Raw genomic sequence first — 26,847 nt, forward strand, 5'->3', positions numbered from 1 at the left:
ACTTACGCTTTACGCTGCTGAGCGCGCGCAACCGGTTTTTCTGCTGGAACGCTGGGTTCCTGTGCGGCACCTGGCAGGTAGCGACCAATCAGTGTGCGATAACCGACTGCACCCAGGCATGCACCGACCAGCGGGCCAAAAATTGGGACCAGGAAGTAAGGAATATCTTTACCACCTGTGAAGGCAACGTTACCCCAGCCTGCAAAGAAGGCGAACAGCTTAGGTCCGAAATCACGCGCCGGGTTAAGAGCAAAGCCGGTCAGTGGACCCATTGAGCCACCAATCACCGCGACCAGCAGGCCGATCAACAGTGGCGCCATCGGTCCACGCGGAACACCGTTGCCATCATCAGTCAGCGCCATAATCACCGCCATAAGCACTGCGGTAATCACCATCTCAACCAGGAACGCCTGGCCTACGCTGATGTGCGGGTTAGGATAGGTTGAGAAGATACCCGCCAGATCCAGACTCTGAACCGAGCCGCGTACCATCTGATGACTTTGTTCGTAATCGACAAACAGGCTGTAGTAGAGACCATAAACCAGCGCGGCTGCGCAGAATGCTCCGGCGATTTGCGCCAGAATATACGGCACCACTTTACGGCCTTCGAAGTTGGCGAACAGACAGAGTGCAACCGTAACGGCAGGGTTCAGATGTGCGCCTGATACCCCAGCGGTAAGATAGACAGCCATTGAGACCGCTAAGCCCCAGATGATGCAGATTTCCCACTGACCGAAGGCGGCACCGGCGAGTTTCAGTGCAGCCACACAGCCTGCACCAAAGAAAATAATCAAGCCTGTCCCCAGAAATTCGGCAATACACTGACCTTTGAGCGTGTTAGTTGTCTGACTCATAATAGTGGTTCCTGAAGCGAGGTTAAATTTTATCAGTTTTTGTTCTCATTCCATGAGGCACCCAGCTTTAATGTAGGGCTGATGTGAATTTATCGTTAACGAACATAAACGAGAAATAGCGAAATCGTTTTTTGTGTACTGTGTCATAAAAATGCGCGTTTTCGCGTATTCTGGCTTTCCTTAGCCCATATTCGCGCCTGATTACAGGGAGGACGGACCAGTACCAGAAAGCAGCCTCAGTAAGCGCAACGTAAATTCAGGGATTGGCTGAAAAGTGTTACAGACTGCGCCCGCAGCGGCCGCGTTGCTGGACTTGAGGGGTTAGGCTACATACAATCGGGACAACGTTGCTGGCTTAAGCTGGCATCATCAACGCCTTGCAGGAATTTAGGAGAGGTCAGAAAGATGTCATTTGAAGTATTTGAGAAACTTGAAGCGAAAGTACAGCAGGCGATTGATACCATCACCCTGTTGCAGATGGAAATCGAAGAGCTGAAAGAGCAGAACAACTCACTGCGTAACGATGCGCAACAAGTCGCGGGCAACCACGATGCGCTGATGCGCGAAAATCAGCACCTGAAAGAAGAGCAACATGTATGGCAGGAACGTCTGCGTGCATTGCTGGGAAAAATGGAAGAGGTTTGAAGCCTCAGCTGATGTGAAAAACGGGTGCTCTGGCACCCGTTTTCATGTCTGGCCTATTCGAGGTCCAGCGCATCCTCTGACAGAATGATACCGGTGTTATCGGCATAGAGATGGTCGCCGGAGAAGAAGGTGACGCCGCCGAAATTGACGCGCACATCGCTTTCGCCAATCCCTTCACCTGCAGCGCCTGCCGGAATCGCGGCAATGGCCTGAATGCCAATCTCCAGCTCTTCCAGCTCATCAACCTGACGTACCGAACCGTAAATCACCAGGCCTTCCCACTCGTTGGTTGCTGCCAGGCGTGCCAGCTGCGCATCGACCAGCGCACGACGCACTGAGCCGCCACCATCAATCACCAGTACCCGACCCCGGCCGTTCTCTTCCAGCAGATCGTAGAGTAAGCCGTTGTCTTCAAAGCATTTCACTGTGGTAATCTGACCACCGAATGAAGTGCGCCCACCAAAGTTTGAAAAAAGCGGTTCAACAACATTCACTTCTTCATGGTAGATATCGCAGAGTTCAGATGTATCGTATTTCATAAGGGTTTCGTCTGTTTGCCACAGGAAGGGTAAGTATATCGCTATATGCAGATTGTTGGCAAAATCATCAGTATGAAAAAAGCATCGTTCGATCAAGAACATGCATAAAAAAGCCCAGCCGGGTGGGCTGGGCTTCGGAAAAGCGCTGAATCAGTGAATCACAGAATGAAGCGGCTAAGGTCTTCGTCAGCCACCAGTTCATCCAGATGTTTACCCACATAGTCAGCATCGATGGTCACCGATTCACCGTGGCGATCGCTGGCGTCATACGAGATATCTTCCATCAGACGCTCCAGCACGGTGTGCAGACGGCGCGCACCGATGTTTTCAGTCGTTTCGTTAACCTGCCATGCGGCTTCAGCGATCCGGCGAATCCCCTCTTCGGTGAACTCAATGTTCACACCCTCGGTATTCATCAGGGCTTTATACTGCACGGTAATCGAGGCATTCGGCTCGGTCAGGATGCGCTGGAAATCATTGACGGTCAGCGCCTGCAGCTCAACACGGATTGGCAGACGACCCTGCAGTTCCGGAATCAGATCGGATGGGCTGGCAACCTGGAACGCGCCTGAGGCGATAAACAGAATGTGGTCGGTTTTGACCATGCCATGCTTGGTGGAGACGGTGCAGCCTTCCACCAGCGGCAGCAGGTCGCGCTGAACGCCTTCGCGAGAGACATCCGGGCCGCCGGCATTCTGGCCGCCGCGCTTACAGATTTTGTCGATCTCATCGATGAACACGATACCGTGCTGCTCAACGGCATCAATCGCATCCTGCTTGAGCTCTTCCGGATTAACCAGTTTTGCCGCTTCTTCTTCGATCAGCAGCTTCATCGCTTCTTTGATCTTCAGCTTGCGGGCTTTCTGCTTCTGGCCGCCGAGGTTCTGGAACATCGACTGCAGCTGGCTGGTCATCTCTTCCATGCCCGGAGGGGCCATGATTTCGACGCCTGGGCTGCTGGCAGCCAGATCGATCTCAATCTCTTTATCATCCAGCTGGCCTTCGCGCAGCTTCTTGCGGAACGACTGGCGAGCCGCAGACGGTTCAGCGCTCTGCTCTGACTGGCCCCAGTTGTTTTTCGCTGGCGGAATCAGCACATCAAGAATGCGTTCTTCGGCCATCTCTTCAGCACGATATTTGTTCTTTTCAATCGCCTGACTGCGCACCATTTTAATGGCCGAATCCGTCAGATCGCGAATGATAGAGTCCACTTCCTTACCGACATAACCGACTTCGGTAAATTTTGTCGCCTCTACTTTGATGAACGGTGCATTGGCCAGCTTAGCCAGACGACGCGCGATCTCGGTTTTACCAACACCGGTCGGACCGATCATCAGGATGTTTTTTGGGGTCACTTCATGGCGCAGCTCTTCGTCGAGCTGCATGCGGCGCCAGCGGTTGCGCAGTGCAATAGCCACGGCGCGCTTGGCGCTGTCCTGGCCGATAATAAAGCGGTTCAGTTCGCTGACGATTTCGCGTGGAGTCATCTCAGACATATTTATACCCTTACGCCTTAGACGTTAATTCTTCGAAATTAACGTTGTGGTTAGTGTAGATGCAGATATCACCCGCGATATTCAGCGACTTCTCGACGATGTCGCGTGCGCCCATTGCGGTATTCTCCAGCAGCGCGCGTGCCGCTGCCTGGGCGAAAGGCCCACCGGAGCCGATGGCGATCAGATCGTTTTCAGGCTGGATGACGTCACCGTTACCGCTGATGATCAGTGAGGCTGACTCATCCGCGACTGCCAGTAAGGCTTCAAGGCGACGCAGCATACGGTCGGTACGCCAGTCTTTGGCCAGCTCCACCGCGGCTTTTACCAGGTGGCCCTGGTGCATTTCCAGTTTACGTTCGAAAAGTTCAAAGAGGGTGAAGGCGTCTGCGGTGCCGCCAGCAAATCCGGCAATCACCTTATCGTTGTATAAACGACGCACTTTTTTAACGTTGCCTTTCATCACGGTATTGCCGAGCGTAGCCTGGCCATCACCGCCAATCACTACCTGGCCGTTGCGTCGTACACTTACTATTGTTGTCACGGGCAGACCCCTTGTTGCTGTCGGAAAAGGACTCCGCGCACGGGGCGCGGAGTATCATGCAACAGATATGGGGCGGGTTTGACGGGTTTCAACCCCCGATGGAGAGCGGAATACAGCTGGAGTGTCCGGAACTGCGCAGACGTTTCAGGGTGCTGTCAGCGGATGCACGATCTTTGTACGGACCGATAACCACACGATTCCAGCCGCCACCGGTAGTAATGCGGCTTTCAAAGCCTTCAAAGGCTAAGCCCGCACGTACCGATTCAGCCTGATCGGTGCCTTTAAACGAACCACACTGCACCATCCAGCGCTGCGAAGAGGCTTTCTCCGCCGGTTTCGCCTTCGCGGTCTCCTGCGGTTTTGACTCCACTTCCTGCTCCCGCGTTATCGGCGCAGGTTGCGACTGGCGCTGTACGTTTTGCTGCTGCTGCTGCTGACGTTGCTGACGTTGCTGTTGTTGCAATTGCTGCTGTTGCTGACGCTGCTGCTGTTGTTGCAACTGCTGCTGACGTTGCTGTTGCTGCTGAGCCTGCAATTGCTGACGTTGCTGCTGGACCTGTTGTTGCTGCTGTTGCTGCTGTTGCTGCTGAACCTGCTGCTGCTGACGTTGCAGCTGTTGCAACTGCTGCTGATGCTGCAGCGTCTGCTGACGTTGTGCCGGTGTCTGTTCGTTCCACGGCACTTCGTTGAGCTGTGTTGGCTGCTGACGCATATCCGCCTGCATCTGCTCCAGCAACTGGCGCTGCTCGTCGGTCAGCTGTGTCTGCGACTTCACTTCGCCACCCGATGAGGGTTCGATAGGGGTCGGCACGGTGACCTGACGGTTCTCCAGCTCTTTAATATATTTCCAGCGCTCTTCAGGCTTTGGCGGTAAGCCATTGCCGTTGGCTTTATGATCCGTAATGACCGGCACGTCTTCTTTCTTGTGATGCGCCAGGAACCATAAACCACCGGCAAAGGTCACCAACACTGCGACCGCCAGTACAATCATCAATTTAGATGTTCCCGAACCGCCTTTGCTCTTCTTGCCACGGCTGGGGCTTTTTTTGCGACGCGTCCCTGTTGAACGCCCGCGGCCTACGTAATCTTTTTGTGCCACTCTCGTTCTTATACCCTTCAAAAATGTGCCAGATGGGCGAAATGATGATTTTTACGCGCCCGGCAAGGAGTCCGCCATGTTACTTAAGGGTCGGAACTTTGACCAGCAGTGTTCGCCTTAAGAATCTACTGAAAAAATCAGACGAATACGCTTATTTTTCACGCTTTTTTGCTCGCGCCGTGCTGCCACGAATGGTTAAACCGGCATCCAGCAGCCGTGATCCGCTGATGACGCGTTTGCCATTTAGCTCATCCAGCAGCAGAAGCATCGCTTCCCGGCCTATCTGGTAGCGTGGCTGAGTGACCGTAGTCAGTGGCGGCTCGCAGTAACGGGATAGCTCAATGTCATCGAATCCCACCACTGAGAGATCTTCAGGTATCCGCAATCCACAGCGTCTGGCCTGATTCATCGCTCCCAGCGCCATGATATCGCTATGGCAGAACAGGGCGCGCGGTGGTTGCGGCAGCGTCATCAACTGATTCATGGCGGCAACGCCTGCCTCAAACGTAAAGTCACCGCGCACAATATAGGTGGGATCGACCGTCAGCCCGCTGCGGCGCATCGCCTGGACATACCCCTGCAGACGATACTGGCAGAGCGGCATCTCTTCCGGCCCGGCGATACAGGCGATATGCGTGTGACCCAGCTGCAGTAAATGATTCACCGCTTCGAACGCGGCAGTCAGGTTATCGATGTGGACCGTGGGCAGTGACATTTCCGGCGCAAACTCATTCGCCATTACCATCGGCGGTAAGTTGCGTTGCTCATCAACGCTGGCATCAAAGGGCAACTGTGAGCCGAGCAGCACCATGCCATCGATCTGTCGCGTCACCATCAGATTGAGAAAGGTTCTCTCCTGCTGATTCTGATGGGCGCAGTCACCGATCAGCACCAGATAGCCCTCTTCAGCTGCCGTGACTTCGACGCCACGAATGATTTCACTAAAGAAGGGATCGCAGATGTCAGGGACAATAACCAGGATGGTACGCGTCTCGTTACGACGCGCATTACGCGTGGGGCCATGTGCCGCATAGCCGACGGCGGCAACCGCCTGCTCGACTTTATGGCGGGTGGCCGCCGAGACCTTTTCCGGATTCATCAGCGCACGCGATACGGTGGCGGTTGAGACGCCCGCGTGTTCCGCGACATCCTTCATCGTGGCGGCGGGCGGTTGTTGATTCTGCTCCAACACATGCTCCTGACGCGTTATGGCGCGTTCGATTCTGTTTTTTGCCTGACCTGAAAGCAAACCGGGCAACATTGTTAACGATTGCCCGGCTGGTTGTTACTTAATTTGCATAAAAATTGTGACTTATGCGACATTTTTCGATCTGGCTCGCAGTGTCAGAAAAAATCAGCTCTCGGTCGGGTCAATATCCAGCGTCCATTTCACTTTTCGCGCGGCGGGCAGCGTGGAAACCAGCGGCAATGAACTGCTCAGTAACTGTTGCAGACGCTGTCGGGAAGGATGCTGCAACAGCAGCTGCCAGCGCCAGCGTCCACTGCGTTTGGGCTGCAGGGCAGGCAACGGACCCATAAACCACATCGCCTTGTCATTCAGCGGGCTCGCTTCCAGCAAGTTGCGAAGTTGCTGCAGGAATTCTGCCGCCTGCTGGTTATCCATATCTTCCGCGCGGAACAGCGCATGGCGGCTCCAGGGCGGCAGGTGAACCGCCTGTCGCTCCAGCAGTGCCTGCTGAGCAAACGCCGAATAACCCTGATGCAGCAGCGTCTGCAGTAGCGGATGTTCCGGATGGTGCGTCTGCAGCAGCACCTCGCCCTGTTTGCCGGCACGGCCAGCACGCCCGGCGACCTGGGTATAGAGCTGAGCAAAGCGTTCCGCCGCACGAAAATCGGCTGAGAACAGCGCACCATCGACATCCAGCAGCGACACCAGCGTGACATCGGGGAAGTGGTGGCCTTTGGCCAGCATCTGCGTACCGACGAGGATACGTGCGCCGCCGCGATGGACGTCAGCCAGATGCTGCTCCAGCGCGCCTTTGCGGCTGGTGGTATCACGATCGATTCGCGACACCGGCACGCCAGGGAAGAGTGTGCCGAGCTGCTGCTCCAGCTGTTCAGTCCCGACGCCCACCGGCAGCAGATGGGTGGAACCACATTGCGGGCATTGGTCAGGCAGCGGACGCTGGCTTTCGCAATGGTGGCAGCGTAGCTGGCGATGATGCTGATGCAGTGTGTAGTAGCGGTCACAGCGGGTGCATTCGGCAATCCAGCCGCAGTCGTGACAGAGCAGGGCGGGCGAAAAACCGCGGCGGTTAAGAAACAGCAGCACCTGATTATCGGCCTGCAGGTGCTGGCGCATTTTACCAATCAGGCCCGGTGCCAGGCCGCCGATCAGCTGCACGCCTTTTAAGTCGATGAGCTGTTGCAGCGCCGGTCTGGCGTTACCGGCACGCTTAGTGAGGTCGAGCTGGCGATACTTGCCGCTGCGGACATTGTGCAGCGTTTCCAGAGCGGGCGTCGCGGATCCCATCACAATCGGGATATCCTCTTCATGCGCACGGAAGACAGCCAGGTCGCGCGCCTGATAGCGCCAGCCCTCCTGCTGTTTGTAGGAACTGTCGTGCTCTTCATCAATAATGATGACGCCAGGACGGGCCAGCGGCGTAAACAGCGCCGATCGGGTGCCAATCACAATCGCCGTTTCGCCGCGCCGGGCACGTAACCACACCGCCAGCCGCTCACTGTCATTTAAGGCGGAGTGCAGCACATCGATGGGCGCATCAAAACGTTCGCGAAAGCGGGCGATAGTCTGCGGGGTTAAGCCAATCTCGGGCACCAGCACCAGCGCCTGTTTACCGCGCGCCAGCACATTTTCCAGCACGCTGAGATAAACCTCGGTTTTGCCGGAGCCGGTGATGCCCGCCAGCAGCCACGCAGCATAATGTTCATCATCTGCCCGGATTGCGCCTACGGCCATAGCCTGATCGGTATTGAGTCGCAGACGTTCGCCTTTCACAGCATAAGTGGTACGCCAGTCGTGCATCTGCGGCTGATGTTCATGCAGTTCGCATAATCCCTTAGCCCGCAGCGCCTGCAGCGTCGCCTCCGTCAGATCGTGTTCAGTAACCTGATGACGATAAAGCGGTTGCTGACGCAGTGCAGCCAGCGCCTGCTGCTGTTTCGGGGCCCGCTTTAAACTCTCCGGCGCAGTTGCCCGGCCCTGTTCGGTGATTTCCCAGCGCCACAGGGGATTGTCCTGCGCCGCTTTGCCCTGGCGCAGTAGCACCGGAATCGCGTGGCTCAGCACTTCTCCCTGCGGCGAATGATAGTAGCTGGCGGCCCAGTTAAGGATGCGCCACAGCGAGGGCGGATAGAGTGACTCACTATCCAGCACCTCGATCACGCGTTTGAGTTGTGCTTCCGGCAGATCGCTGCTGTCACGAAAGGCGACCACAATCCCGATCATCCTGCGATTGCCAAAGGGCACACTTACGCGACCGCCAATGACCGGCTGCGTGCCCTGGGGCGGCAGATAATCAAACAGACGGGGCAAGGGGACGGGCAGGGCGACCTGGACTACGGGCATAACTCTCTCTTTCCGGCTCAATCATCGGGGAAGCTAGTGTACACGCTGACCCGGATGGCGGGTATCTCAGCAGATATTTGCAGCAATCGTAACTTACCTGTATAATATGCCGCCTTCGGTGAGAAAGATCTTGCCGGAGTACACCCTATAATGTTCAACCGCGTGTGGTGCTGTGCAGGTTAACGCCTGGCACGGAGAGCGACACGGCCTTCTATGAGGTTTCCCATGAAACAAGGTATTCACCCGAAATACGAAGCAGTTACTATCAAATGTACCTGCGGCAACGAGATCCACACCCGTTCAACACTGACTCACGAGCTGAACCTGGACGTTTGTGGCAAATGCCACCCGTTCTATACCGGTAAGCAGCGTGAAGTGGCAACTGGTGGCCGTGTTGACCGCTTTAACAAGCGTTTCAGCGTGCCAGGCGCTAAAAAATAAGATTAAAAGGCACCTGAACCTGCGGGTTCGGCGGCAAGAAAAAACCCAGCTTCGGCTGGGTTTTTTTATGGCTGAAAGATCAATACTCCCAGGTATCCGGATCGACACCCATCTGGCGCATGATTGCTTTTGCTTCTTCCGGAATCTCATCACTGCGCTCTTTGCGCAGGTCGACATCATCCGGCAGCGGTTGGCCCGTAAAGGCATGTAAAAAGGCTTCGCAAAGCAGCTCGCTGTTGGTCGCGTGACGCAGGTTGTTCACCTGACGACGGGTACGCTCATCCGTTAAAATCTTCAGCACGCTTAATGGGATAGATACTGTGATCTTCTTAACCTGCTCGCTCTTCTTACCGTGCTCAGCGTACGGGCTGATATATTCGCCGTTCCATTCAGCCATGGGTTACCTTAATTAATAAACGTTAAATGTTAGGAAATCAGCGGATTATGCCTGATTTTTTCCTGCCTGACCCCTGATATGGCGGGTTTTCTTCGCTCACTGCCTCTGCATTACAGAGGGGAACGCCAGGCGATGACGCATAATTTTAGCGGTTATTGCGTTTCTGCTCAATCTATACGCAAAGACATTTAGATGTCCAGATGTATTGACGTCTAATTAGAGGGTGATATCCTGTGGCCTACATTTTATCCACTCTTCAGGAACAATTCGCTCATGACGCGTAAACCGGCAACCATCGCAGTGCGCAGCGGTTTGAATGATGACGAGCAATATGGCTGCGTTGTCCCGCCAATTCATCTTTCAACAACCTATAACTTCCTGGATTTTAATGAGCCACGTGCGCATGACTATTCCCGTCGTGGTAACCCCACACGTGATGTCGTACAGCGTACCCTGGCCGAACTGGAAGGCGGAGCGGGCGCGGTATTAACCAATACCGGGATGTCGGCGATTCATCTGGTCACGACCGTGTTCCTGAAGCCTGGCGATCTGCTGGTTGCACCACACGACTGTTATGGCGGCAGCTATCGGCTGTTTGACAGCCTGAGCAAGCGCGGCGCGTATCGGGTGAAATTTGTCGATCAGGGCAATCCGGTAGCGCTGCAGGCGGCACTGGATGAAAACCCTAAACTGGTGCTGATTGAAAGCCCCAGCAATCCGCTGCTGCGCGTAGTGGATATCAGCGCGATTTGCGCCGCTGCCCGTGCGGCAGGCGCCATCAGCGTGGTGGACAACACCTTTATGAGTCCCGCGCTGCAGAACCCTCTGGCGCTGGGTGCCGATCTGGTGATCCACTCCTGCACCAAATACCTGAATGGCCACTCCGATGTGGTCGCGGGTGCCGTAATTGCCAAAGATCCGCAACTGGCGACCGACCTGGCCTGGTGGGCGAATAACATTGGTGTGACTGGTGCCGCGTTTGACAGCTATCTGCTGCTGCGCGGGATTCGCACGCTGTCGCCGCGCATTGCAGCCGCACAACGCAACGCACTTGCGATTGTTGAGTATCTGAAGCAGCAGAAGCTGGTGAAAAAGTTGTATCATCCCTCGCTGCCGGAAAACGCCGGACACGAACATGCCGTACGTCAGCAGCGCGGCTTTGGCGCCATGCTGAGTTTCGAGGTCGACGGTGATGAGGCGCTGCTGCGCCGCTTCCTGAAAGCGTTGCGGCTATTTACGCTGGCGGAATCGCTGGGCGGAGTAGAGAGTCTGATCTCCCATACCGCCACCATGACGCACGCGGGGATGTCGGCAGAAGCACGCGCGGCAGCGGGCATTTCCGATACGCTGCTACGTGTTTCTGTCGGTATTGAAGATCACGAAGATTTAATTGCCGATCTGGATAATGCATTCCGGGTCGCAGCCGAGGGTTAAGCATGACGATTTCAGCAGGCGCGGGAACGCCGAACATCAGGCAGTTGCATAAGTTTGGCGGCAGCAGCCTGGCCGATGCGCGTTGCTATCAGCGCGTCGCCAGCATTATGGCGGACTACAGCCAGCCGGGCGATCTGATGGTGGTCTCTGCGGCAGGCTCAACCACTAACCAGCTGATTAGCTGGCTGAAGCTGAGCCAGAACGATCGCCTCTCTGCGCACCAGGTGCAACAGGCTTTACGGCGCTACCAGAGCGAGTTGATCAGTGCGCTGCTGCCTGCTGAGATCGCCGAACCTTTAATCACCGCGTTTATCCGCGATCTGGAAAAGCTCGCTGCCCTGCTGGATGCGCCGATCACCGATGCGGTGTATGCCGAAGTGGTCGGGCATGGTGAAGCCTGGTCTGCGCGGCTGATGTCAGCGGTACTGAGTCAGCGTGACCTGCAGGCCTGCTGGCTGGATGCGCGTGAGTTTCTGCGTGCAGAACGTGCCGCTCAGCCACAGGTGGATGAAGGTAAATCCTGGCCACTGCTGCAGACTTTGCTGGCGCAGCATCCGCATAAGCGCATCGTGGTAACCGGATTTATCAGCCGCAACGACGCCGGTGAAACCGTCCTGCTTGGCCGCAACGGCTCCGACTACTCCGCTACGCAGATTGGTGCGCTGGCGGGTGTCGGACGCGTGACCATCTGGAGCGATGTGGCGGGCGTTTACAGCGCCGATCCCCGCAAAGTTTCTGATGCCTGTCTGCTGCCGCTGTTAAGACTGGATGAAGCCAGTGAGCTGGCGCGCCTGGCGGCCCCTGTGCTGCATACGCGTACGCTGCAGCCGGTGTCCGGCAGCGATATCGACCTGCAACTGCGCTGCAGTTATCAGCCAGAGCAGGGTTCAACCCGTATTGAACGCGTGCTGGCCTCCGGGACGGGCGCGCGTATCGTGACCAGCCATGATGATGTTTGCCTGATTGAGATTCAGCTGCCAGAGCAGCATGACTTCGCCATCCTGCACAAAGAGATCGACCTGCTACTGAAGCGTGCGCAGCTGCGTCCGCTGGCGTTTGGTGTTCATCCTGACCGTCAGCTGCTGCAGCTCTGCTACACCTCCGAAGTGGTTAACAGCGCCTTTACGCTGCTACAGGATGCCGGTTTACCGGGCCATCTGCAGCTGCGCGACGGCCTGGCGCTGGTGGCGCTGGTGGGCGCTGGTGTCACCCGCAATCCGCTGCATACCCATCGCTTCTGGCAGCAGTTAAAAGATCAGCCGGTAGAGTTCATCTGGCAGTCAGAAGAGCACATCAGCGTGGTCGCGGTGCTGCGCGTCGGCCCGACTCAGCATCTGATTCAGGGACTGCATCAGTCGCTGTTCCGGGCAGAAAAACGCATCGGCCTGATGCTGTTTGGCAAAGGCAATATCGGCTCACGCTGGCTGGAGCTGTTTGCCCGCGATCAGGAAACACTGTCAGCGCGTACCGGTTTTGAATTTGTGCTGGCGGGCGTCGCGGACAGCCGCCGCAGCCTGCTGAGCTATGACGGGCTGGATGCCAGCCGGGCACTGGCCTTCTTTGATGATGAAGCCGTGGAACGTGATGAAGAGTCGCTGTTCCTGTGGATGCGTGCTCACCCCTTTGATGACCTGGTGGTGCTGGATGTCACCGCCAGCACACCGCTGGCGCAGCAGTATCTCGACTTCGCCAGCCACGGTTTTCACGTAATTAGCGCTAATAAGGTCGCGGGTGCGTCTGACAGCCAGACCTGGCGGCAGATTCGCGATGCCTTTACCAAAACCGGGCGTCACTGGCTCTATAACGCCACCGTGGGTGCAGGCCTGCCGATCAACTACACGGTGCGCGATCTGCGTGACAGCGGCGATACCATCCTGGCGATCAGTGGGATCTTCTCCGGAACGTTGTCCTGGCTGTTCCTGCAGTTTGATGGCACGGTGCCGTTTACCGAGCTGGTGGATCAGGCCTGGCAGCAGGGCTTAACCGAGCCCGATCCGCGTGCCGATCTCTCCGGTCAGGATGTCATGCGTAAGCTGGTGATCCTGGCGCGTGAGGCAGGCTACAACATCGAGCCGGATCAGGTGCGGGTTGAATCGCTGGTGCCGAACAACTGTCAGCAGGGCTCTGTGGACCACTTCTTTGAGAATGGCGAAGAGCTTAACGAGCAGATGCTGCAACGGCTGGAAGCCGCGCAGGAGATGGACCTGGTGCTGCGCTACGTTGCCCGTTTTGATGCCAACGGCAAGGCGCGCGTGGGTGTTGAAGCGGTGCGTCCGGAACATCCGCTGGCCTCGCTGCTGCCGTGCGACAACGTCTTTGCGATTGAGAGTCGCTGGTACCGCGATAATCCGCTGGTGATCCGGGGACCGGGTGCAGGGCGGGATGTCACCGCAGGCGCTATCCAGTCAGATATTAATCGCCTCGCACAACTGCTGTAACTTTTCCTCCTCAGGCGCTTCGGCGCCTGTTTTCAATGCCTTATCTCCCCCCTGTTGAATCTCCTTCATGTTGGTTGAAAATTGATCACGGCTGCTGACCATTTTTACGTTGACGGCACGCTCTGATTACGTCATTTTGAACATCTGGACGTCTAAACGTGTAGATGTTCACAGGCCGATTGTTAATCGATGAGGGTGCAGGATGAGTTTCTTTCATGCCAATCAGCGCGAAGCGCTAAACCAGAGCCTGGCTGAGCTGAACGGGCAAATTAATGTTTCATTTGAGTTCTTCCCGCCTCGTACCAGCGAAATGGAAGAGACCCTGTGGACCTCCATCGATCGTCTGAGCAGCCTGAAGCCGAAATTCGTTTCTGTGACCTACGGCGCGAACTCAGGTGAACGCGATCGCACGCACAGCATTATCAAAGGCATTAAAGATCGCACCGGTCTGGAGGCGGCACCCCATCTGACCTGTGTCGATGCCACGCGGGATGAACTGCGCGCCATCGCTCAGGATTACTGGAACAACGGCATCCGTCATATTGTGGCGCTGCGTGGCGACCTGCCTCCCGGCAGCGGTAAGCCAGAAATGTACGGCAGCGATCTGGTGTCGCTGCTGAAAGAGGTCGGCGATTTTGATATTTCCGTCGCTGCATATCCGGAAGTGCATCCCGAAGCGAAAAGCGCTCAGGCCGATCTGATTAACCTGAAGCGAAAAATTGATGCAGGCGCCAGCCGGGCGATCACCCAGTTCTTCTTCGACGTTGAAAGTTATCTGCGTTTTCGCGATCGCTGTGTTTCGACCGGCATCGACGTGGAAATTGTGCCGGGCATTCTGCCTGTTTCTAACTTTAAACAGCTGCAACGCTTTGCCACGCTGACCAATGTACGTGTGCCGGGCTGGATGAGCGCGATGTTTGCCGGGCTGGATGATGACCCGGAAACGCGCAAAATGGTGGGTGCCAATATCGCGATGGATATGGTGAAAATCCTGTCCCGTGAAGGGGTGAAAGATTTCCATTTCTATACGCTGAACCGTGCTGAAATGAGTTACGCGATCTGCCACACCTTAGGCGTGCGTCCTGCTGCGGCAGCGGCTTAATTCCTGCGCGTCAGCCAATAAAAAAGTCGGGAGAGTCCCGACTTTTTTGTTTTTGCTGGTCAGCGTCCGATACGATTAACCGGTATTGCGCATACCTGCCGCCACACCCGCAATCGTCACCATCAGCGCCTGTTCAACGCGGGCATCCGGCTCATCGCCACGCGCTTCCTGCGCACGTGAACGATGCAGCAGTTCTGCCTGGAGTACGTTGAGCGGATCGGTATAGACGTTACGCAGCGCTATCGACTCGGCAATCCACGGCTGGTCAGCCATCAGGTGTGAGTCATTGGCGATGGTCAGTACCGCTTTGATATCCGCAGCAAGCTGGTCGCGCAGCTGTTTGCCCAGCGGCCAGAGTGATTTGTCGACCAGACGCTGATCGTAATATTCCGCCAGCCACAGGTCGGCTTTCGAGAAGACCATCTCCAGCATTCCCAGACGGGTAGAGAAGAATGGCCAGTCGCGACACATCGCTTCCAGCTGATCCTGATGACCCGCTGCCATCGCCTGCTGCAGGGCAGCACCGGCACCCAGCCAGGCTGGCAGCATCAGACGGTTCTGCGTCCAGGCGAAAATCCACGGAATCGCGCGCAGCGACTCTACACCGCCGGTAGGACGGCGTTTGGCCGGACGTGAGCCCAGCGGTAATTTACCCAGCTCCTGCTCCGGCGTCGCCGAGCGGAAGTAGGGCACAAAGTCCGCATTTTCACGCACATATCCGCGATACATCGCACAGGAGTCAGCAGAGAGCTGATCCATGATGTCGCGCCATTCACGTTTTGGCTCCGGCGGTGGCATCAGGTTCGCTTCCAGAATCGCGCCGGTGTAGAGCGACAGGCTGGCGATGGTCACGGCCGGTAAACCATATTTAAAGCGGATCATCTCGCCCTGTTCGGTCACACGCAGACCGCCGCGCAGGCTGCCTGGCGGTTGTGACAGCAGTGCCGCATGGGCAGGTGCGCCGCCACGGCCAATACTGCCGCCGCGTCCGTGGAACAGCGTCAGTGAAATCCCGGCCTTCTCACAGGTTTTGATCAGCGCATCCTGCGCCTGATATTGCGCCCAGCTGGCGGCCATCACACCGGCATCTTTCGCCGAGTCAGAATAGCCAATCATCACCATCTGTTTGCCCTGAATAAAGCCGCGATACCAGTCAATGCTCAGCAGCTGGCTCATCACGTCGTTCGCGTTGTTCAGGTCATCAAGCGTTTCAAACAGCGGGGCAACCGGCATGGCGTACCCGATACCGGCTTCTTTCAGCAACAGATGCACGGCCAGTACGTCAGACGGGGTTTTCGCCATTGAAATAACATAGGCGGCAATCGAACCCTGTGGGGCTTCCGCCGCGACGCGACAGGTCTCCAGTACTTCACGCGTCTCATCGCTGGGTTCCCAGTTGCGAGGCAGCAGCGGACGTTTGGAGTTCAGTTCACGAATCAGGAAGGCCTGCTTGTCCGCCTCGGACCAGCTTTCATAATCGCCGAGACCCAGATAGCGGGTGACTTCAGCAATCGCCTCTTTGTGACGGGTGCTCTCCTGGCGCAGATCGATCCGCACCAGCGGCACGCCGAAGCATTTCACGCGGCGCAGCGTATCGAGCAACTGGCCGTTGGCGATAATGCCCATGCCGCACTGTTGCAGTGACTGATAGATAGCAAACAGCGGGTCCCACAGCTGATCGTTGGAAACCAGCAGATCGGCCGGACGCGGCAGCCGTTCGCCTTTCAGGCGGCGTTCCAGGAATGACTGAGTGGTCATCAGCTGGCTGCGCAGGCGTTTCAGGATCACACGGTAAGGTTCCAGCGCTTCCGGATCGCCGCTGAGCTCGCGGATCTCTTCACTGCATTCGGACATCGACAGCTCGGAGATCAGCACGCCGATATCACGCAGGAACAGGTCAGTGGCTTTCCAGCGGCTCAGCTGCATCACATGGCGGGTAATCGACGCCGTGACGTTCGGGTTACCATCGCGGTCGCCACCCATCCACGAGGTGAACTGTACCGGCACGAAATCGACCGGCAGCTTAAGGCCAAACGCCTCTTCAACCTGCTCGTTCAGCTCACGCAGGAAAGCCGGAACGCCTTCCCACAGGCTATTTTCTACGACGGCAAAGCCCCATTTGGCTTCGTCGATAGGGGTCGGACGATATTTGCGGATCTCGTCAGTGTGCCACGCCTGCGCCACCAGCTGACGCAGACGGCGCATAATCTGGTTACGTTCGTAGTCTGAGACGTCGCTGTGATCGAGCTGCTTCAGGCAGCTGTTAACTTCAACCAGCTTGTGAATGAGCGTACGACGGGTGATTTCGGTCGGGTGCGCAGTCAGCACCAGCTCCAGTGACAGCGACTCAATGGCCGCAAGGATGTCGCTTTCGCTGATATTTTTCTGCTGCTTCAGGGTATCAAAAGTCTTTTTCAGCAGTTCAGGATGGTTCTCACCCTCGCCACTCTGCGAGATGGTCTGATACTGCTCAGCCACGTTGGTGAGGTTCAGAAACTGGCTGAAAGCGCGTGCAACCGGCAGAAGCTCTTCGTTGGAGAGGTTCTGCAGCGTATTGAGCAGTTCTTTACGATGAGTGTCATTTCCTGCACGGGATGACTTGGAGAGCTTACGGATGGTTTCCACCTGGTCGAGGATGTTCTCTCCCAGTGCATCCTTAATCGTATCCCCGAGCAGTTTGCCGAGCATACTGACATTACTTCGCATTGCGGAATATTGTTCGTTCATTGGACCCTGACACCCTTATCGTCTTGAAAAACTTCTACACCCGACCTTTCAGGCAGCAGAAAAATCAGCAACATTGTGTTCCCGATAATCTACAGGGAACCGGCTACGTTGCCGCCTGTCCGCATTCTGAAACGTTCTGGATAATCACCCGGTGGGCATAACATCGTCTTTTATCTAGCCACGTAATGTTGCGTTCGTCAAATGCGTTAAAGTGCGCTGAAGATGTGGCTAACTAACGGAAATTCGTAGAATTTATCGGGAAGCAAGTGGGATAAGTTATTCTTATTATTAAATCCCGCAGAATGAGGGGGCATTTTGCTGTTAATACAGTGAAATGCCCCATTTGCTGTCAATCAGTGACAAAAATGCTGCACAACCTGACTGATAAGCGCCCGTGTCGGCTTAATAAATGCTGTATCAATAAATTCATCCGGCTGGTGTGCCTGATTTATGGAACCCGGACCCAGGACCAGCGTCGGGCAGAGCTGCTGAATAAACGGCGCTTCGGTGCAGTAATTCACCACCTCGGTCGGTGTACCCAGCAATTTCTCAACCACACTCACCAGCTCATGGTTTGCCGGACACTCATAGCCCGGAATCGGAGGATGCAGTTCGGCTACCGTGACACGGCCCGGCCAGCGCACGCTGACCGGAGCCAGCGCCTCGTTCAGTAATCCATCCAGATCGCTTAGCGACAGGCCCGGCAACGGACGGATATCCATATGCAGTTCACAGCAGGCGCAGATGCGGTTAGCGGCGTCTCCGCCGTGAATGTGGCCGAAATTCATGGTCGGATAGGGGATGGCGAAACCGTCATGGTGATAACGTTCCTGCAGCGTCGTGCGCAGTTGCATCAGATGAGTGATCGACTCATGCATCAGTTCAATGGCGTTAACGCCGCGCGCCGGATCGCTGGAATGGCCCGATTTCCCTTCAATACGAATCACATTCGACAGATGGCCTTTGTGCGCGCGCACCGGTTTCAGCGAGGTCGGTTCACCGATGATGGCGCAGTCGGGGCGCAGTTGCGTCGATTCAGAGAAATATCTGGCGCCGGCCATCGTGGTCTCTTCATCGGCGGTGGCGAGGATGTAGAGCGGCTTGCTCAGCGTGCTGACATCCACATCGCGCAGCGTATCGAGAATAAAGGCAAAGAAGCCTTTCATGTCTGCCGTACCCAGACCATAGAGCTTGTTGTCGTGCTCAGTCAGGGTAAAGGGATCGCGCGTCCAGCGGCCATCATCAAAGGGAACGGTATCCGTATGACCGGCTAACAGCAGGCCGCCCGCACCGGTACCGGTGCGCGCCAGCATGTTAAATTTATTGCGCGTGCCGGGCACCGGCTGCACTTCAACGCTGAAGCCCAGGTCGCGGAACCAGCCTGCCAGCAAATTGATTAAAGTTTCATTACTCTGATCCAGTGCGGCATCGGTTGCGCTGATCGACGGTGTGGCGATTAACTGGCGGTACAGTTCAATAAAAGGCGGTAATTTTGTCTTCACTGTTGGCGGTCCTTGGGTTAGGATGTATCCATATTCATGCAGTAATAGTGAATAAAAATACATTGACGTCCTCTGCAAGGGAACTATAAATCACTGCAGATGACAGGGTGGGTAACGGGGCAAGGCCGCGACCCGGAACGTGCGACTGTAAAAAGGGTTACAGCCTGATGTTGAATACGCTGATCGTTGGTGCCAGTGGTTATGCTGGCACAGAGCTTGCCACCTTCCTGAATCGCCATCCACATATCAACATAACCGCTTTGGCGGTTTCGGCGCAAAGCCCTGATGCCGGCAAGCGCCTGTCCGATCTCCATCCGCAGCTGAAAGGCGTGGTGGATTTGCCGCTGCAGCCACTGAGCAGCGCGGCCGAATGGGCAGATAAAGTGGATGTGGTGTTCCTGGCGACGGCCCACGAAGTCAGCCACGATCTGGCGCCGGAATTTCTCAAGGCCGGTTGTGTGGTGTTCGACCTGTCGGGCGCGTTCCGCGTGAATGACGCTGATTTTTATACCCGCTTCTATGGCTTCACCCATCAGCATGGCGAGTGGCTGGATAAGGCCGTTTACGGCCTGGCAGAATATCAGCATGAAAAAATCCAGCAGGCACAGCTGGTGGCTGTTCCGGGTTGCTATCCGACGGCTGCGCAGCTGGCACTGAAACCCCTGGTGGATGCCGGACTGTTAAACGACGCGCAGTGGCCGGTCATTAACGCCACCAGCGGCGTGAGCGGTGCCGGACGTAAAGCCAATGTCGGCACCAGCTTCTGCGAAGTAAGCCTGCAGCCTTACGGTCTGTTCAATCATCGTCACCATCCGGAAATCGTCGCCCACCTCGGTACGCCGGTGATCTTCACGCCACACCTGGGAAGTTTCCCGCGCGGTATTCTGGCGACCATCACCTGCCGTCTGAAAGCGGGTGTCAGCCGCGAAGATATCGCCGCCGTTTTCCATCGCGCCTATGACAACAAGCCACTGGTGCGGCTCTATGAAAAGGGCGTACCGGCGCTGAAAGCCGTTGTCGGCCTGCCTTACTGTGATATCGGTTTTGAAGTACAGGGCGAACATCTGATTGTCGTAGCCGCCGAAGATAATCTGCTGAAAGGCGCGGCATCGCAGGCGGTACAGTGCCTGAACATCCGGTTCGGCTTCCCTGAAACGCAGTCACTGATTTAACGGACAAATAAACCATGACCAATCCATTGATTATTAAGCTGGGCGGAGTGCTGTTAGACAGCGAAGAAGCGCTGGCCCGCCTGTTTGAAGCGCTGCTGAAATATCGCAGCGCCCATCAGCGTCCGCTGATCATTGTCCACGGCGGTGGTTGCCTGGTTGATGAACTGATGAAAAAGCTGGCGCTGCCGGTGATGAAGAAAAATGGCCTGCGCGTAACCCCAGCCGATCAGATCGACATCATTACCGGTGCGCTGGCGGGAACCGCAAACAAAACGCTGCTGGCCTGGGCGAAGAAATCGGGCATCAACGCGGTCGGCCTCTGCCTGGGCGATGCGGGCATCGTCAATGTTGCCCCGTTTGATGAAGAACTCGGCCATGTTGGCCATGCAACGCCGGGCGATCCGGCACTGCTGAACACCCTGCTGGCGGCCGGTTACATGCCGGTGGTGAGCTCCATTGGTATTACTGACAGCGGCGACCTGATGAACGTCAATGCTGACCAGGCAGCGACCGCACTGGCCTCGACGCTGGGCGCTGATCTGGTTCTGTTGTCAGACGTCAGTGGTATTCTCGACGGCAAAGGTCAGCGCATCGAAGAGATGACCGCCGACAAAGCTGAACAGCTGATTACCCAGGGCATTATTACCGACGGCATGATTGTTAAAGTGCACGCTGCGCTTGATGCGGCGCGTACGCTGGGCCGCCCGGTGGATATTGCCAGCTGGCGTCACGCTGAGCGGCTGCCTGACCTGTTTAACGGCGTGTCGATTGGCACCCGGATTCTCGCTTAACGACTCTGATTCAAGGATTACGAAATGCAAACGCAAAACATCAAAAAAATCGTTCTGGCTTACTCCGGTGGTCTTGATACTTCGGCCATCATTCCATGGCTGAAAGAGAACTACGGCGGCTGTGAAGTGGTCGCTTTCGTAGCGGACATCGGTCAGGAGCGCGGCGATCTGGAAGGTGTGGAGAAGAAAGCTCTGCAGTCTGGCGCATCTGAATGCCACGTGGTTGATCTGCGTGAAGAGTTCATCAGCGATTACGTTTATCCGGTACTGCAGACGGGTGCGCTGTATGAAGGCACCTATCTGCTGGGCACCTCTATGGCGCGTCCTATCATCGCTAAAGCGCAGGTTGAGCTGGCGCTGAAAGTGGGCGCGGATGCGCTGTGCCACGGCGCAACCGGTAAAGGGAATGACCAGGTGCGTTTCGAAACCACCTACACCGCGCTGGCACCACAGCTGAAAGTGGTGGCCCCATGGCGTGAATGGAACCTGCGTTCACGTGAAGCGCTGCTGGACTACCTGAAAGAGCGCAACATCCCGACCACTGCGTCGCTGGAAAAAATCTACAGCCGTGACGAAAACGCCTGGCACATCTCTACCGAAGGTGGCGTGCTGGAAAGCACGGCCAATGCACCGAATAAAGATTGCTGGGTCTGGACTGTCGATCCGCTGGAAGCGCCTGACCAGCCTGAAGAAGTGACCGTGACCGTCGAGAAAGGTCGGGTTGTGGCGGTTAACGGCGAAAAACTGAGTCCGTTCCAGTGTCTGGAAAAACTGAACGTGCTGGGCGCAAAACATGGCGTCGGCCGTATCGATATCGTTGAAAACCGTCTGGTGGGCATTAAGTCCCGCGGCTGCTATGAAACCCCTGGCGGCACCATCATGGTGAATGCGCTGCGTGCGGTTGAGCAGCTGGTGCTGGATCGCGATAGCTTCAAATGGCGTGAGCAGCTGGGCCATGAGATGTCTTACGTTGTTTATGACGGTCGCTGGTTCGCCCCGCTGCGTAAGTCGATTCAGGCGGCTGCCGAATCACTGGCGGAAGAGGTGAACGGTGAAGTGGTGCTGCAGCTCTACAAAGGCCAGGCGACGGCTACCCAGAAGCGTTCTGCCAACAGCCTCTACTCGGAAGAGTTCGCGACCTTCGGTGAAGATGAAGTGTACGATCACCGTCACGCGGGCGGCTTTATCCGTCTGTTCTCGCTCTCTTCGCGTATCCGCGCCCTGAACGAGCAGAAGAAGTAATTTTCAGGCGGGGTGCGCCTCGCCTCACAGTTTTCATTCAGGGGCGGCATTTATGCCGCCTCTTGTTTAACGATTCAGAGGAGTTTTCACATGGCACTTTGGGGTGGACGGTTTACTCAGGCAGCGGATCAGCGTTTTAAACAGTTCAACGACTCGCTGCGCTTCGATTACCGCCTGGCAGAGCAGGACATCATTGGCTCTGTTGCCTGGTCCAAAGCGCTGGTGACGGTCAATGTTCTGACTCAGGATGAGCAGCAGCAGCTGGAAGCAGCCCTGAATGCGTTACTGGATGAAGTGCGTGAGAATCCTGAGCAGATCCTGCAGAGCGATGCCGAAGATATTCACAGCTGGGTTGAAGGCAAGCTGATCGACAAAGTCGGTTCGCTGGGCAAAAAGCTGCATACCGGCCGGAGCCGTAACGATCAGGTCGCGACCGATCTGAAACTGTGGTGCAAGGTGCAGATTGAAGCATTGCTGGGTGCCACGCGTGAACTGCAGCAGGCGCTGGTGGTGACGGCTGAAGCCAATCAGGATGCCGTGATGCCAGGCTACACCCACCTGCAGCGTGCGCAGCCGGTGACGTTTGCGCACTGGTGTCTGGCCTACGTTGAAATGCTGGCGCGTGATGAGAGCCGTCTGCAGGATACCCTGAAGCGGCTCGATGTCAGCCCGCTGGGCTGTGGCGCACTGGCCGGTACCGCCTATGAGATCGATCGTCAGCAGCTGGCAGGCTGGCTGGGCTTCGCGTCCGCCACGCGCAACAGTCTGGATACCGTATCAGACCGCGATCACGTGCTGGAGCTGCTCTCTGACGCGGCTATCGGCATGGTGCATCTGTCGCGCTTTGCCGAAGATATGATTTTCTTTAACACCGGCGAAGCGGGCTTTATCGAGCTGTCAGATAAAGTGACTTCAGGCTCATCGCTGATGCCGCAGAAGAAAAACCCGGATGCCCTGGAGCTGATTCGTGGCAAATGTGGTCGGGTGCAGGGCGCACTGACCGGCATGATGATGACCCTCAAAGGGCTGCCGCTGGCGTATAACAAAGATATGCAGGAAGACAAAGAGGGGCTGTTCGACGCGCTCGACACCTGGCTCGACTGTCTGCATATGTCCGTGCTGGTGCTGGATGGGCTGCAGGTTAAACGTCCGCGTTGCCAGGAAGCGGCTGAACAGGGCTATGCAAACTCCACCGAGTTGGCCGACTATCTGGTCGCCAAAGGTGTGCCGTTCCGTGAAGCACACCATATCGTCGGGGAAGTCGTGGTTGCGGCCATCGGGCAGGGCGTGGCGCTGGAAGCGCTGTCACTGGCGCAGCTGCAGCAGTTCAGTGCGGTGATTGGCGAGGATGTCTATCCGATCCTGGCGCTGCAATCCTGTCTGGATAAGCGTAATGCGCAGGGCGGTGTCTCGCCACTTCAGGTTGCGCGTGCCATCGGTGATGCCAAGCAGCGTCTGGCGTGATCAGCAGGTAAAAAAAAGCGGGCATATTAAATGCCCGCCAACCTCTAGCTTCAGAATTACTACTTTTTTTATAGGCACATCATCAAAGCGCCTGCTCTCCCGGCCGACGCTCAGATTCTTTTAAGCTGACAGCAAGTATTGTTGCAGATCCTCACTCCCGCCAATGTGACGACCACCCATGAAGATTTGCGGTACAGTCGCCCGGCCTGAAACGGCGCGCAGACTCACGGTTGTCGCATCCTGTCCCAGCACAATCTCTTCATACTGAATGCCATGATCCATCAGCATCTGTTTTGCCTGAGTGCAGAAGTTGCAGCCTGGCTTCGTAAAGATGGAGACCGACTCCTGGGCTTTACACTCCGGCGCCAGATAGCGCAGCATGGTATCGGCATCGGAAACCTCAAACGGGTCGCCAGGCTTGTTCGGCTCCACAAACATTTTCTCGACCACGCCGTTACGTACCAGCATTGAGTAGCGCCATGAACGTGGGCCAAAGCCGAGATCGGCTTTCTCAACCAGCATCTCCATGCCACGGGTAAACTCGCCGTTGCCATCAGGGATAAAGGTAATGTTGTCGGCGCGCTGTTCTGCTTTCCAGGCGTTCATCACAAAGGTGTCATTCACCGAGACGCACAGAATGCTGTCCACGCCCTGCTGAGCAAACAGACCTGCTAATTCGTTGTAACGTGGCAGATGGCTGGAGGAGCAGGTGGGTGTAAAGGCACCTGGCAGTGAAAAAACGATAACCGTTTTGTCTTTAAACAGCGCTTCAGTGGTCACATCGACCCAGCGATCGCCCTGACGCGTGTGAAAAATCACTGACGGAATGGCTTTACCTTCCTGACTTGCAAACATTTTTATCTCCTGAGATACCACGTTCCTTTTGATGCGCGCATTATTCCCAACCACCCTTGATAGGGCCAATCGTTCATTGCTATTCTATCTATCGCCACGGGCTATCGTGGTTTGGAGGGTAATAATGAATATTCGTGATCTTGAATATCTGGTTTCGCTTGCTGAACACCGTCATTTCCGTCGTGCGGCGGATGCGTGTCATGTCAGTCAGCCGACGTTAAGCGGGCAAATCCGTAAGCTGGAAGATGAGCTGGGAGTCATGCTGCTGGAGCGCACCAGCCGTAAAGTGCTGTTCACGCAGGCAGGTTTACTGCTGGTGGATCAGGCACGAACGGTGCTGCGTGAAGTGAAAGTGCTGAAAGAGATGGCGAGTCAGCAAGGGGAAGCGATGTCAGGTCCGCTGCATATCGGCCTCATCCCGACCACCGCGCCTTACTTATTGCCACAGATTATCCCGACGCTGCACCAGACATTCCCAAAACTGGAGATGTATCTGCACGAAGCGCAGACGCAGCAGCTGCTGGCGCAGCTCGACAGTGGCAAGCTCGACTGCGCGATTATCGCGCTGGTCAAAGAGAGCCAGGCCTTTATCGAAGTGCCGCTGTTTGACGAGCCGATGAAGCTGGCCGTTTATGCCGATCATCCGTGGTGCGATCGCGACCGTGTGCCGATGTCCGATCTGGCTGGCGAGAAATTGCTGATGCTGGAAGACGGGCACTGTCTGCGTGACCAGGCGATGGGGTTCTGCTTCGAAGCGGGTGCCGATGAAGATACCCATTTCCGCGCGACCAGTCTTGAGACGCTGCGCAATATGGTAGCGGCAGGCAGCGGCATTACGCTGTTACCGGCGCTGGCGGTTCCACCAGAGCGTATTCGCGACGGTGTCTGCTATCTTACCTGCTACAAACCGGTGCCACAGCGCACGATTGCGCTGGTCTATCGTCCGGGCTCACCTCTGCGCAGCCGTTATGAACAGCTGGCAGAGGCGATTAAAACCCACATGCAGCACTATTTCGACGCTGCGTTAAAACAGGCGGTTTAAGCCGTTTAACGCCGCAACGCGATAGGCTTCGGCCATGGTCGGGTAGTTAAAGGTGGTATTCACGAAGTACTCAATCGTGTTACCACCATTTTTTTGCTCCATGATCGCCTGACCGATGTGGATGATCTCGGCGGCACGCTCGCCAAAGCAGTGGATCCCCAGGATCTCTTTGGTTTCACGATGGAACAGGATCTTCAGGCTGCCGACATTCATCCCCACGATCTGCGCCCGCGCCAGATGCTTAAACTGCGCACGGCCCACTTCGTAAGGCACCTTCATGGCCGTCAACTGCTGCTCGGTTTTACCCACAGAGCTGATTTCCGGAATGGTGTAGATACCGGTTGGGATATCTTCAATCAGGTGCGCTGTGGCTTCCCCTTTGATAATCGCCTGCGCAGCAATACGACCCTGATCGTAGGCGGCTGAGGCCAGGCTCGGATAACCAATCACGTCACCGACAGCATAGATGTGCGGCTGAGCCGTCTGATACATGCTGTTCACTTTCAGCAGGCCACGACCATCCGCTTCCAGACCGACATTTTCCAGTGACAGCGAATCGGTGTTACCGGTACGACCATTGGCGTAAAGCAGGCAGTCCGCTTTCACTTTCTTGCCCGACTTCAGATGCATGATGACGCCATCTTCCACGCCTTCAATCTTCTCAAACTCTTCGTTGTGACGAATGACCACACCGCTGTTCCAGAAGTGGTAAGAGAGAGAGTCCGACATTTCCTGATCAAGGAACGCCAGCAGGCGATCGCGGGTGTTAATCAGGTCAACTTTGACGTTCAGACCACGGAAAATCGACGCATATTCACAGCCAATTACCCCAGCGCCATAAATAATGACGTGGCCCGGTTCGTGGTGCAGGTTAAGGATGGAGTCGGAGTCATAGACGCGCGGATGGGTAAAGTCGACATCGTCAGGATGGTAAGGCCGTGAACCGCAGGCGATAACAAACTTCTCTGCCGTCAGCGTCTCACGCGTGCCATCGGGTTGCTCAATCTCCACGGTGTTGGCATCAACGAAATGCGCATCACCCTGATAAAGTTCACAGCGATTACGCTCGTAGAAGCCCTGACGCATGGCTGTCTGCTGGCTGATCACGCTTTCCGTGTGATTAAGAATGTCGGCAAAAGAGGAGCGAAGCAGTCGGGTATGATCGCTGTAGAGTGGGTTCTGGTTGAATTCAATAATGCGACTGACGGCGTGGCGAAGGGCTTTAGAAGGGATGGTGCCCCAGTGCGTACAACCGCCGCCGATGTTGTGGTAGCGTTCGATCACAGCGATGCGCGCTCCCTGTTTTACCAGCCCCATCGCCGCCCCTTCACCGCCGGGTCCTGAGCCAATCACAATGGCATCGTAATCGTAAGACTTTTGCATACCGATACGTCCTATTATTTATACATTTTTACAACGAGATTCTAACATCTCGTCGCGCACTTCTGAATTCTATCAGCGATTTTCATCACGTTTTGATAAAGAGTGAGGTTCACAGGCGGTGACAAAGATTGCC

22 protein-coding genes are annotated in these 26,847 nt (G+C 56.0%); 10 read left to right on the top strand and 12 right to left on the bottom strand.

The window, feature by feature from the left end; genetic code table 11:
- Positions 1-2 precede the first annotated feature (2 nt).
- A complete protein-coding gene (locus PU624_RS04645; RefSeq protein WP_283546759.1) occupies positions 3-854 on the bottom strand; it encodes an MIP/aquaporin family protein in 852 nt (283 codons plus the stop codon).
- A gap of 405 nt (positions 855-1,259) precedes the next feature.
- Here PU624_RS04645 and zapB point away from each other — a divergent pair, with 405 nt between their 5' ends.
- Positions 1,260-1,499, top strand: a complete 240-nt coding sequence (zapB, locus tag PU624_RS04650; RefSeq protein WP_003851242.1) for a cell division protein ZapB — start codon at positions 1,260-1,262, stop codon at positions 1,497-1,499.
- Positions 1,500-1,552: 53 nt separating this feature from the next.
- On the opposite strand, the gene rraA is transcribed toward zapB, so the two are convergent.
- From rraA to priA, 6 genes are all read right to left on the bottom strand, one after another.
- Complete coding sequence (rraA, locus tag PU624_RS04655) at positions 1,553-2,038, bottom strand: ribonuclease E activity regulator RraA (protein WP_009088032.1); 486 nt, start codon at positions 2,036-2,038, stop codon at positions 1,553-1,555.
- 158 nt (positions 2,039-2,196) lie between these two features.
- Complete coding sequence (hslU, locus tag PU624_RS04660; RefSeq protein WP_031591847.1) at positions 2,197-3,534, bottom strand: ATP-dependent protease ATPase subunit HslU; 1,338 nt, start codon at positions 3,532-3,534, stop codon at positions 2,197-2,199.
- A 10-nt stretch (positions 3,535-3,544) separates the two neighbouring features.
- The gene (hslV, locus tag PU624_RS04665) at positions 3,545-4,075 is read right to left on the bottom strand and encodes an ATP-dependent protease subunit HslV (protein WP_283546760.1); all 531 of its coding nucleotides are present in this window, start codon (positions 4,073-4,075) and stop codon (positions 3,545-3,547) included.
- A gap of 88 nt (positions 4,076-4,163) precedes the next feature.
- A complete protein-coding gene (gene ftsN, locus PU624_RS04670) occupies positions 4,164-5,174 on the bottom strand; it encodes a cell division protein FtsN (protein ID WP_283546761.1) in 1,011 nt (336 codons plus the stop codon).
- A 151-nt stretch (positions 5,175-5,325) separates the two neighbouring features.
- A complete protein-coding gene (gene cytR, locus PU624_RS04675) occupies positions 5,326-6,363 on the bottom strand; it encodes a DNA-binding transcriptional regulator CytR (RefSeq protein WP_283546762.1) in 1,038 nt (345 codons plus the stop codon).
- A gap of 165 nt (positions 6,364-6,528) precedes the next feature.
- On the bottom strand, positions 6,529-8,724 hold the full coding sequence (gene priA / locus PU624_RS04680) for a primosomal protein N' (protein ID WP_283546763.1): 2,196 nt from the start codon (positions 8,722-8,724) through the stop codon (positions 6,529-6,531).
- A gap of 225 nt (positions 8,725-8,949) precedes the next feature.
- Between priA and rpmE the strand changes: the two genes are divergently transcribed.
- Entirely contained in the window at positions 8,950-9,165 is a 216-nt protein-coding gene (gene rpmE / locus PU624_RS04685) for a 50S ribosomal protein L31 (protein WP_003851227.1), read from the top strand.
- Between the two features lie 79 nt (positions 9,166-9,244).
- Here rpmE and metJ read toward each other — a convergent pair whose 3' ends face one another.
- On the bottom strand, positions 9,245-9,562 hold the full coding sequence (metJ, locus tag PU624_RS04690) for a met regulon transcriptional regulator MetJ (protein WP_009088019.1): 318 nt from the start codon (positions 9,560-9,562) through the stop codon (positions 9,245-9,247).
- Between the two features lie 273 nt (positions 9,563-9,835).
- On the opposite strand from metJ, the gene metB reads away from it, so the two are divergent.
- The 3 genes from metB to metF all read left to right on the top strand — a co-directional run bounded on the left by metB (position 9,836) and on the right by metF (position 14,536).
- Positions 9,836-10,996: a cystathionine gamma-synthase gene (metB, locus tag PU624_RS04695; protein ID WP_283546764.1), complete on the top strand. Its 1,161-nt coding sequence runs from the start codon at positions 9,836-9,838 to the stop codon at positions 10,994-10,996.
- A 2-nt stretch (positions 10,997-10,998) separates the two neighbouring features.
- Positions 10,999-13,434, top strand: a complete 2,436-nt coding sequence (locus PU624_RS04700) for a bifunctional aspartate kinase/homoserine dehydrogenase II (protein WP_283546765.1) — start codon at positions 10,999-11,001, stop codon at positions 13,432-13,434.
- A gap of 202 nt (positions 13,435-13,636) precedes the next feature.
- Entirely contained in the window at positions 13,637-14,536 is a 900-nt protein-coding gene (gene metF, locus PU624_RS04705; protein ID WP_283546766.1) for a methylenetetrahydrofolate reductase, read from the top strand.
- 75 nt (positions 14,537-14,611) lie between these two features.
- On the opposite strand, the gene ppc is transcribed toward metF, so the two are convergent.
- Together ppc and argE are read right to left on the bottom strand one after the other, a co-directional pair.
- On the bottom strand, positions 14,612-17,263 hold the full coding sequence (gene ppc, locus PU624_RS04710; RefSeq protein ID WP_283546767.1) for a phosphoenolpyruvate carboxylase: 2,652 nt from the start codon (positions 17,261-17,263) through the stop codon (positions 14,612-14,614).
- A gap of 353 nt (positions 17,264-17,616) precedes the next feature.
- Positions 17,617-18,765, bottom strand: coding sequence for an acetylornithine deacetylase (argE, locus tag PU624_RS04715; protein ID WP_283546768.1), 1,149 nt, complete (start codon positions 18,763-18,765; stop codon positions 17,617-17,619).
- A 167-nt stretch (positions 18,766-18,932) separates the two neighbouring features.
- Between argE and argC the strand changes: the two genes are divergently transcribed.
- The 4 genes from argC to argH all read left to right on the top strand — a co-directional run bounded on the left by argC (position 18,933) and on the right by argH (position 23,434).
- On the top strand, positions 18,933-19,937 hold the full coding sequence (gene argC, locus PU624_RS04720) for an N-acetyl-gamma-glutamyl-phosphate reductase (protein ID WP_283546769.1): 1,005 nt from the start codon (positions 18,933-18,935) through the stop codon (positions 19,935-19,937).
- Between the two features lie 14 nt (positions 19,938-19,951).
- Positions 19,952-20,728, top strand: coding sequence for an acetylglutamate kinase (gene argB, locus PU624_RS04725; RefSeq protein WP_283546770.1), 777 nt, complete (start codon positions 19,952-19,954; stop codon positions 20,726-20,728).
- 24 nt (positions 20,729-20,752) lie between these two features.
- A complete protein-coding gene (locus PU624_RS04730; RefSeq protein ID WP_283546771.1) occupies positions 20,753-21,970 on the top strand; it encodes an argininosuccinate synthase in 1,218 nt (405 codons plus the stop codon).
- A gap of 90 nt (positions 21,971-22,060) precedes the next feature.
- Positions 22,061-23,434, top strand: a complete 1,374-nt coding sequence (argH, locus tag PU624_RS04735) for an argininosuccinate lyase (RefSeq protein ID WP_283546772.1) — start codon at positions 22,061-22,063, stop codon at positions 23,432-23,434.
- Positions 23,435-23,554: 120 nt separating this feature from the next.
- Here argH and PU624_RS04740 read toward each other — a convergent pair whose 3' ends face one another.
- On the bottom strand, positions 23,555-24,289 hold the full coding sequence (locus PU624_RS04740) for a glutathione peroxidase (protein WP_283546773.1): 735 nt from the start codon (positions 24,287-24,289) through the stop codon (positions 23,555-23,557).
- Positions 24,290-24,413: 124 nt separating this feature from the next.
- Here PU624_RS04740 and oxyR point away from each other — a divergent pair, with 124 nt between their 5' ends.
- A complete protein-coding gene (gene oxyR, locus PU624_RS04745) occupies positions 24,414-25,331 on the top strand; it encodes a DNA-binding transcriptional regulator OxyR (RefSeq protein ID WP_010258132.1) in 918 nt (305 codons plus the stop codon).
- Here oxyR and sthA read toward each other — a convergent pair.
- Positions 25,314-26,714, bottom strand: a complete 1,401-nt coding sequence (gene sthA, locus PU624_RS04750; RefSeq protein ID WP_090967168.1) for a Si-specific NAD(P)(+) transhydrogenase — start codon at positions 26,712-26,714, stop codon at positions 25,314-25,316. The two genes, oxyR and sthA, sit on opposite strands and share 18 nt — an antisense overlap.
- Positions 26,715-26,847 lie beyond the last annotated feature (133 nt).

The sequence above is a fragment of the Pantoea sp. Lij88 genome, assembly GCF_030062155.1.
Classification (GTDB): Bacteria; Pseudomonadota; Gammaproteobacteria; order Enterobacterales; family Enterobacteriaceae; genus Pantoea.